6 protein-coding genes are annotated in these 8727 nt (G+C 60.6%); all 6 read left to right on the forward strand.

The annotated features are described in order from the left end of the window. Nucleotides 1-185 precede the first annotated feature (185 nt). From BLO97_RS24955 to fabI, 6 genes are read left to right on the forward strand one after another with little or no spacing between them, the layout of a single operon-like run. Nucleotides 186-2018, forward strand: coding sequence for an extracellular solute-binding protein (locus BLO97_RS24955; protein ID WP_092145953.1), 1833 nt, complete (start codon nucleotides 186-188; stop codon nucleotides 2016-2018). Continuing rightward, a complete protein-coding gene (locus BLO97_RS24960) occupies nucleotides 2015-3868 on the forward strand; it encodes an extracellular solute-binding protein (RefSeq protein ID WP_092348741.1) in 1854 nt (617 codons plus the stop codon). Before BLO97_RS24955 ends, BLO97_RS24960 begins: the two co-directional genes overlap by 4 nt. Nucleotides 3869-3872: 4 nt before the next feature. Continuing rightward, nucleotides 3873-4946: a microcin C ABC transporter permease YejB gene (locus BLO97_RS24965; protein ID WP_063320733.1), complete on the forward strand. Its 1074-nt coding sequence runs from the start codon at nucleotides 3873-3875 to the stop codon at nucleotides 4944-4946. Nucleotide 4947: 1 nt separating this feature from the next. Continuing rightward, nucleotides 4948-5967, forward strand: coding sequence for an ABC transporter permease (locus BLO97_RS24970; RefSeq protein ID WP_092145955.1), 1020 nt, complete (start codon nucleotides 4948-4950; stop codon nucleotides 5965-5967). 1 nt (nucleotide 5968) lies between these two features. Continuing rightward, nucleotides 5969-7579: an ABC transporter ATP-binding protein gene (locus tag BLO97_RS24975; protein ID WP_092145957.1), complete on the forward strand. Its 1611-nt coding sequence runs from the start codon at nucleotides 5969-5971 to the stop codon at nucleotides 7577-7579. Between the two features lie 19 nt (nucleotides 7580-7598). After that, a complete protein-coding gene (fabI, locus tag BLO97_RS24980; RefSeq protein WP_007988438.1) occupies nucleotides 7599-8393 on the forward strand; it encodes an enoyl-ACP reductase FabI in 795 nt (264 codons plus the stop codon). Nucleotides 8394-8727 lie beyond the last annotated feature (334 nt).

Here is an 8727-nt window from a genome sequence, read left to right on the forward strand (position 1 = left end):
AAGGAAGTTTGGATGGGGTCGCTTCGCAACCCAGCGGGGATGAATCCCCTCGCCACAAGTTCGGAGCTCTACCGATATCCACCACCTTACTGACACTACCCGCTGAACCCCGCCTTTTTCCTGCCGATACAAGCTGTTACTGTACAGGCCATAAAAGCCCAAGCCGCCTGGATCGGATCTCAGACTTGATACGTCCCCTCCTCTTGCTCCTGATCAGCCTGGCCTTGAGCTCTCCCGCCAGCGCAACCATCAGCGAAAGCCATGGCTATGCGCAGTTCGGCACGCTCAAGTACCCGGCCAGATTCACCCACTTCGACTGGGTCAACCCGCAAGCGCCCAAGGGCGGTGTCTTGCGAGTCATGGCATTCGGCACCTTCGATACGCTCAATCCCTACACGTTCAAGGGCAGCAGCCCGGTTTCCACGCCCAATTTCCTGCAATACGGCATCAATGAGCTGAACGAACCACTGATGGTCGGCACAGGCCAGTACGCACCGTCCGGTGATGAACCGACGTCGAGCTACGGCCTGATCGCCCAGTCGGTGGAGTACAGCGAGGACCGCAGCTGGGTGGTGTTCAACCTGCGCCCCGAAGCGCGCTTCCACGATGGCGTGCCCATCACCGCCTATGACGTGGCGTTCTCCTACAGGACCCTGCTCAAGGATGGGCACCCCCAATACCGTACCAACCTGCAGGAAGTGCTACGGGTCGACATTCTCAACCCACGGAGAATCCGCTTTGTCTTCAAGCGCGCGGGCAATCCGCTGCTGATCCTGCGCCTGGGGGAACTGCCGGTGTTGCCCCAGCATTACTGGAAAGACCGCGATTTCAAGGCGACGACCTTCGAACCGCCCCTGGGCAGCGGGCCGTATCGCATCACCAAAGTGCAACCAGGCCGCCAGCTGGTGTTCGAACGAGTCAAGGATTACTGGGGCAAGGAACTGCCGGTCAATCGCGGCAAGTACAACTACGACCGCATGGACGTGGAGTTCTATCGTGACAGCGAAGTTGCCTTCGAAGCCTTCAAGGCTGGCGAGTTCGATATCTACATCGAACACCAGGCCAAGAACTGGGCCAATGGCTATGACTTTCCGGCGATCAAGCGCGGCGACATAATCAAGGCGCAGATTCCCCACCAGATCCCGACCCAGACCCAAGGCCTGTTCATGAACACCCGGCGCGGCACGTTTGCCGAAGTCAAGGTACGTGAAGCCCTGGGGCTGATGTTTGATTTCGAGTGGACCAACCGCACCCTGTTCAGCGGCGCCTACAAGCGCACCCTCAGTTATTACCCCAACAGCGAGTTTTCCGCCACTGGCCTGCCGGTGGGCCATGAATGGCTGCTGCTCAAGCCGTACCGGGAACAATTGCCGGCCAAACTGCTCACCGAACCCTTCAGCTTGCCCAAGACCGACGGTCGCGGCATTCCCCGGGAAACCCTGCGTAAAGCCCTGGGGTTATTGAAGCAAGCCGGTTGGAACCTCAACGGCCAACGCCTGCTGAACGCCGACAGCCAGCCCCTGAGCTTCGAAATCCTGCTGGTGAACCCGAACCTGGAGCGCATCCTGCAACCCTACGTCGAGAACCTCGCCAGCATCGGCATCCAGGCCCGGCTGCGCACGGTGGACCGAGCCCAATACAAGCAGCGTCTTGACCAGTTCGACTTCGACATGATCCTGTTGACCTTGAGCCAGACCCTCAGCCCGGGTCTCGAGCAATGGCAGTACTTCCACTCCAGCCAGGTCGGGGTCAAGGGCAGCAAGAATTACTCCGGGATCGCCAACCCAGTGGTCGACCATCTGCTGGAAAAGCTGCTCGCCGCCCAGACCCGCGACGAACAGGTCGCCGCCGGCAAGGCGCTGGATCGCGTGCTGCTGTGGCAGCATTACTGCATTCCCAACTGGTATCTCAATTATCATCGCCTGGCTTATCGAAACCGGTTCGCCTTCGTCACCACGCCGCCCTACACCCTGGGCCTGAGCGCATGGTGGCTGAAATCTTCGGAGAAAGATCAATGAAGCCTTTACGCGCCCTGCTCCTGCAGGCCAGCAGCCTGTTATTCACCGGGCTGGCCTGCGCCGCGCCGCAGCATGCCGTGACCTTGTACAACGAGCCGCCGAAGTACCCGGCCAACTTCAAGCATTTCGACTACGTCAACCCGGACGCGCCCAAAGGCGGAATCTTCCGCCAGGGCGGTTTTGGGGGCTTCGACAGCCTCAACCCGTTCATCAGCAAAGGCGTGCCGGCCGATGACATCGGCTTGATCTACGACACCCTGGCCAAGCAGGGCCTGGACGAACCGTTCACCGAATATGGCCTGATCGCCGAAAAAATCGAGAAAGCCCCGGACAATGGCTGGGTGCGCTTTTACCTGCGCCCCGAAGCCCGTTTCAACGACGGCCATCCGGTACGCGCCGAAGACGTGGTCTTCAGCTTCCAGACCCTGACCAAGGACGGCGCGCCGATGTTTCGCGGCTATTACAACGACGTCGCCGACGTCATCGCCGAAGACCCGCTCAAGGTTTTGTTCAAGTTCAAGCACATCAATAATCGTGAACTGCCGTTGATTCTCGGCCAACTGCCGGTATTGCCGAAACACTGGTGGGCCGAGCGCGACTTCAGCAAGGGCAATCTGGAGATCCCCCTGGGCAGCGGCCCCTACAAAGTCGCTGAAGTGAAGGCCGGACGCTCGATCCGTTATGAGCGAGTGAAGGACTATTGGGGCAAGGACCTGCCGGTCAATCGCGGCTTTTATAATTTCGACGTACTGGCGACCGACTACTACCGCGACAACACCGTCGCGGTCGAGGCCTTGAAAGCCGGGCAGTTTGATTTCTGGCTGGAAATGACCGCCAAGAACTGGGCCAACGCCTACAACATCCCGGCCGTGACCGAAGGCCGATTGATCAAGGAACAGATCCCCAACGGCAACCCCACCGGCATGCAGGGTTTTGTCTACAACCTGCGCCGGCCGATCTTCCAGGACGTACGGGTGCGCAAGGCCTTGAGCCTGTTGTTGGACTTCGAGTGGACCAACAAGCAGCTATTCAACGGCGCCTACGCCCGCACCCGCAGCTATTTCGAGAATTCGGAGATGGCCGCCACCGGGCTGCCCGGCGAAGACGAGTTGAAGATCCTCGAACCCCTGCGCGGCAAGATTCCCGAACAGGTCTTCACCGACGCCTTCCAGCCGTCGATGTGTGACGGCAGCGGCATGATCCGCGACCAGCAGCGCAAGGCCTACCAATTGCTGCAAGAGGCCGGCTGGCGCATCGTCGACGACAAGATGGTCGATGCCCAAGGCAAACCGGTGGTGCTGGAGTTTTTGCTGGCCCAGACCGAGTTCGAGCGGATACTGCTGCCGTTCAAGCGCAACCTGAGCGACCTGGGCATCGAGCTGATCATCCGTCGGGTCGACGTCTCCCAATTCGTCAACCGTGTACGCTCCCGGGACTTTGACCTGGTGGTGGGCAGCTTCCCGCAATCCAGCTCACCGGGTAACGAACAACGCGAGTTCTGGATGTCGGCCGCCGCCGACAAACCCGGCAGCCGCAACACCATGGGCCTGAAGGATCCAGCCGTTGACCAGTTGGTGGAACAACTGATCAACGCCGATTCACGCAAGAGCCTGGTAGCTCACGCCCGGGCGCTGGATCGGGTTTTGCAATGGGGCTACTACGTGATCCCGAACTGGCACATCAAGACCTGGCGCGTGGCCTACTGGAACCACATCGGCCATCCGAAAATCACGCCGACCTATGACATCGGCACCACCACCTGGTGGGTCAAGCCGGAGGTCAAGCCGGCCGATGAAGTAGAGAAGCAGGTCATCGAGCAGCAAATCGCCGCCCCTGCGAGCGTGGAGTAACGAAATGCTGGCTTACATTTTTCGGCGACTGCTGCTGATCATCCCGACCCTGTTCGGCATTCTGCTGATCAACTTCGTCATCATCCAGGCCGCGCCCGGCGGGCCGGTGGAGCAGATGATCGCCAAGCTCGAAGGTTTCGAAGGCGCCACCAGCCGCATTGCCGGCGGCGGTGCCGAAGTGTCGGTGGCCGGTTCCTCCTACCGCGGCGCCCAAGGCCTGGACCCGGCGCTGGTCAAGGAAATCGAGCGTATGTACGGCTTTGACAAGTCGGCACCCGAACGCCTGTGGATCATGATCAAGAACTACGCCCACCTGGACTTCGGCGACAGTTTCTTCCGCGACGCCAAAGTCATCGACCTGATCAAGGAAAAGATGCCGGTGTCCATCTCCCTCGGGTTGTGGAGCACGCTGATCATGTACCTGGTGTCGATCCCGCTGGGGATCGCCAAGGCCACGCGGCACGGCAGCCATTTCGACGTCTGGACCAGCTCGGCCATCATCGTCGGCTACGCGATCCCGTCGTTCCTGTTCGCCATCCTGCTGATCGTGGTGTTTGCCGGCGGCAGCTATTTCGACTGGTTCCCCTTGCGCGGACTGACCTCCAACAACTTCGACGAATTGAGCATGGGCGGCAAGATCCTCGATTACTTCTGGCACCTGGCCTTGCCCGTGACCGCGCTGGTGATCGGTAACTTCGCCACCATGACCCTGCTGACCAAGAACAGTTTCCTCGACGAAATCAACAAGCAATACGTGGTCACCGCCAAGGCCAAGGGCCTGACCCGCCACCGGGTGCTCTATGGCCACGTCTTTCGCAACGCCATGCTGCTGGTGATCGCCGGTTTCCCTTCGGCATTCATCGGGATCTTCTTTACCGGCTCCCTGCTGGTGGAAGTGATCTTCTCCCTCGACGGCCTGGGCCTGATGAGTTTCGAAGCGGCGATCAACCGCGACTACCCGGTGGTGTTCGGCACCCTATTCATCTTCACCTTGCTGGGACTGGTGGTGAAACTGATCGGCGATTTGACCTACACCTTTGTCGATCCGCGCATCGACTTCGAAAGCCGGGAGCATTGAGATGAACCTGTCCCCTCTCAATCGCCGCCGCTTCGAACTGTTCAAGGCCAACAAGCGTGGCTGGTGGTCGCTGTGGCTGTTCCTGATCCTGTTCGGGCTGAGCCTGGGCGCCGAGTTGATCGCCAACGACAAGCCGCTGGTGGTGCATTACGACGACGGCTGGTACTTCCCGGCCGTCAAGCGCTACCCGGAAACCACGTTCGGCGGCGAATTCCCGCTGGAAGCCAACTACAAGAGCCCGTACATCCGTGAACTGCTGGCGGCCAAGAACGCCTGGGTGCTGTGGGCACCGATTCCGTTCAGCTACCAGAGCATCAACTACGACCTGAAGGTCCCGGCCCCGGCACCGCCCTCTTCCGTGAACTGGCTGGGCACCGATGACCAGGGCCGCGATGTCCTGGCCCGGGTCATCTATGGCTTCCGCATCTCGGTACTGTTTGCCCTGACGCTGACCGTGCTCAGCTCGATCATCGGCGTGATCGCCGGCGCCCTGCAGGGCTTCTATGGCGGCTGGGTGGACCTGGCTGGCCAACGCTTCCTGGAAATCTGGTCCGGGCTGCCGGTGCTGTACCTGCTGATCATCCTGGCCAGTTTCGTCCAGCCCAACTTCTGGTGGCTGCTGGGCATCATGCTGCTGTTTTCCTGGATGAGCCTGGTGGATGTGGTCCGTGCCGAATTCCTGCGCGGGCGCAACCTGGAATACGTCCGCGCGGCGCGGGCACTGGGCATGCAGAACGGCGCGATCATGTTCCGTCACATCCTGCCCAACGCCATGGTCTCGACCATGACGTTCATGCCGTTCATCCTCACCGGCGCCATTGGCACCCTCACCGCCCTGGATTTCCTCGGCTTTGGCCTGCCGCCCGGCGCACCGTCCCTGGGGGAGCTGGTGGCCCAGGGCAAATCCAACCTCCAGGCGCCATGGCTGGGCATCAGCGCGTTCGCCGTGCTGGCCGTGATGCTGAGCCTGCTGGTGTTCATCGGCGAGTCCGCTCGCGATGCCTTCGATCCGAGGAAATGAAATGAACCAGGATAATCTGATCGAAGTGCGTGACCTGGCGGTGGAGTTCATTGTTGGCGAACGCCGCCAACGTGTGGTCGAGGGGGTCAGTTTCGATATCAAGCGCGGCGAAACCCTGGCCCTGGTGGGTGAAAGCGGCTCGGGCAAATCAGTCACCGCCCACTCGATCCTGCGGTTGCTGCCCTACCCGCTGGCCCATCACCCCACCGGGACCATCCAGTATGCCGGCCAGAATTTGCTGGGCTTGAAGGAAAAAACCATCCGTCATATCCGCGGCAACCGGATCGCGATGATTTTCCAGGAGCCGATGACATCCCTCAACCCGCTGCACTCCATTGAAAAACAGATCAATGAAGTGCTCGGCATCCACAAGGGCCTGAGCGGCAAGGTCGCGACCCACCGGACCCTCGAGTTGCTGGAACTGGTCGGCATTCCCGAGCCCCACAAGCGCCTCAAAGCCCTGCCCCACGAGCTGTCCGGCGGCCAGCGCCAGCGGGTGATGATCGCCATGGCCCTGGCCAACGAGCCGGAACTGCTGATCGCCGACGAGCCGACCACCGCGCTGGATGTCACCGTCCAGCTGAAAATCCTCGAATTACTCAAGCAATTGCAGGCGCGATTGGGCATGTCGCTGCTGCTGATCAGCCACGATTTGAACCTGGTGCGAAGAATTGCGCATCGCGTATGTGTCATGCAGCGCGGTTGCATCGTCGAACAGGCATCGTGCGAAGAGTTGTTCCGCGCACCGCAGCATCCGTACACTCGGGAACTGCTGGGCGCCGAACCCAGCGGCACCCCGGCGAGTAACGTCGTCGGCCCGCCGCTGTTGCAGGTCGAGGACCTGAAAGTCTGGTTCCCGATCAAGAAAGGCCTGTTCAAGCGCACGGTAGACTACATCAAGGCCGTGGACGGTATCCGCTTCAGCCTGCCCCAGGGCCAGACCCTGGGTATCGTCGGCGAAAGCGGTTCCGGCAAATCCACCCTGGGGCTGGCAATCCTGCGATTGATCGGCAGCCAGGGCGGGATCCGCTTCGAAGGCAAGCAGCTGGACAGCCTGACGCAGCAACAAGTCCGGCCGCTACGCCGGGAGATGCAAGTGGTGTTTCAGGACCCGTTTGGCAGCCTGAGCCCACGGATGTGTGTAAGCCAGATCGTCGGCGAAGGCCTGCGGATCCACAAGATCGGCACCGAAGCCGAACAGGAACAAGCGATAATCGCGGCATTGAAGGAGGTAGGCCTGGACCCGGAAACCCGGAACCGCTACCCCCATGAATTTTCCGGAGGGCAACGGCAGCGTATCGCCATTGCCCGGGCCCTGGTGCTCAAGCCGGCGTTGATTCTGCTGGATGAACCGACGTCGGCCCTGGACCGTACCGTGCAACGCCAAGTGGTGGAGCTGTTGCGGTCGTTGCAAACCAAGTACAACCTGACGTACCTGTTTATCAGCCATGACCTGGCTGTCGTCAAAGCGCTGAGCCACCAGTTGATGGTGGTCAAGCATGGCCAAGTGGTCGAACAAGGTGATGCCCGCAGCATATTCGCCGCGCCGCAGCACCCCTATACACAGCAGTTGCTGGAGGCCGCCTTCCTGGCCCCAACAACTGCCGAATAACCTGAAAGAGGAGCAACACATGGGTTTTCTCGCCGGTAAGCGCGTACTGATCGTCGGTGTCGCCAGCAAGCTGTCCATCGCATCCGGCATCGCCGCCGCCATGCATCGCGAGGGCGCTGAGCTTGCCTTCACTTATCAGAACGACAAACTCAAGGGTCGTGTCGAAGAATTCGCACAAGGCTGGGGCTCGAGCCCTGAGCTGTGCTTCCCGTGCGACGTGGCCAGCGACGAAGAAATCGCCAAGGTCTTCGAAGAACTGAGCAAGAAGTGGGATGGCCTGGACTGCATCGTGCACTCCGTGGGCTTCGCCCCGGGCGACCAACTGGACGGCGACTTCACCGAAGCCACCACCCGCGAAGGTTTCCGCATTGCCCACGACATCAGCGCCTACAGCTTCGTGGCCCTGGCCAAGGCCGGTCGCGAAATGATGAAAGGCCGCAACGGCAGCCTGCTGACCCTGTCGTACCTGGGCGCCGAGCGCACCATGCCGAACTACAACGTCATGGGCATGGCCAAGGCCTCCCTGGAAGCCGGCGTACGTTACCTGGCCGGCTCCCTGGGCCCGGACGGCACCCGCGTCAACTGCGTATCGGCAGGTCCGATCCGCACCCTCGCCGCTTCCGGCATCAAGAACTTCCGCAAGATGCTGGCCGCCAACGAAGCGCAGACCCCGCTGCGTCGCAACGTCACCATCGAAGAAGTCGGCAACGCCGGCGCCTTCCTGTGCTCGGACCTGGCGTCGGGCATCAGCGGTGAAATCATGTACGTGGACGGCGGCTTCAACACCACCGCCATGGGTAGCCTCGAAGAGTAATCTTCACCCGCGCCACGCGTAAAAAAACGCCGCTCGTCCTGGAAAGGCCAAGCGGCGTTTTTTATTGCCGATTGTCTGATTACACCGCAATACCTTGTGGGAGCGAGCTTGCTCGCGATGGCGGTGAGTCTGCTGGCATTGATATGAATGTACCGACGCCTTCGCGAGCAAGCTCCCACCCCGGGAATTGGGCACGGCGTGGGTTAAGGGAATGCCTCGAATCAGTGTCAATTTCAAGAGCAAACGGGTTGGTCGACCGGGATGCTTTTGTGCTTTTGTGCTTTTGTGCTTTTGTGCTTTTGTGCTTTTGTGCTTTTGTGCTTTTGTGCTTTTG

The organism is Pseudomonas sp. NFACC05-1, assembly GCF_900100135.1.
In the GTDB taxonomy this organism is placed as follows: domain Bacteria; phylum Pseudomonadota; class Gammaproteobacteria; order Pseudomonadales; family Pseudomonadaceae; genus Aquipseudomonas; species Aquipseudomonas fluorescens_Q.

Bases quoted from the DNA above. Each gene is read 5' to 3' on its own strand.
- BLO97_RS24960 (WP_092348741.1), top strand. From the start codon at position 2,015: ATGAAGCCTTTACGCGCCCTGCTCCTGCAGGCCAGCAGCCTGTTATTC.
- BLO97_RS24965 (WP_063320733.1), top strand. From the start codon at position 3,873: ATGCTGGCTTACATTTTTCGGCGACTGCTGCTGATCATCCCGACCCTG.
- BLO97_RS24970 (WP_092145955.1), top strand. From the start codon at position 4,948: ATGAACCTGTCCCCTCTCAATCGCCGCCGCTTCGAACTGTTCAAGGCC.
- BLO97_RS24975 (WP_092145957.1), top strand. From the start codon at position 5,969: ATGAACCAGGATAATCTGATCGAAGTGCGTGACCTGGCGGTGGAGTTC.
- fabI (WP_007988438.1), top strand. From the start codon at position 7,599: ATGGGTTTTCTCGCCGGTAAGCGCGTACTGATCGTCGGTGTCGCCAGC.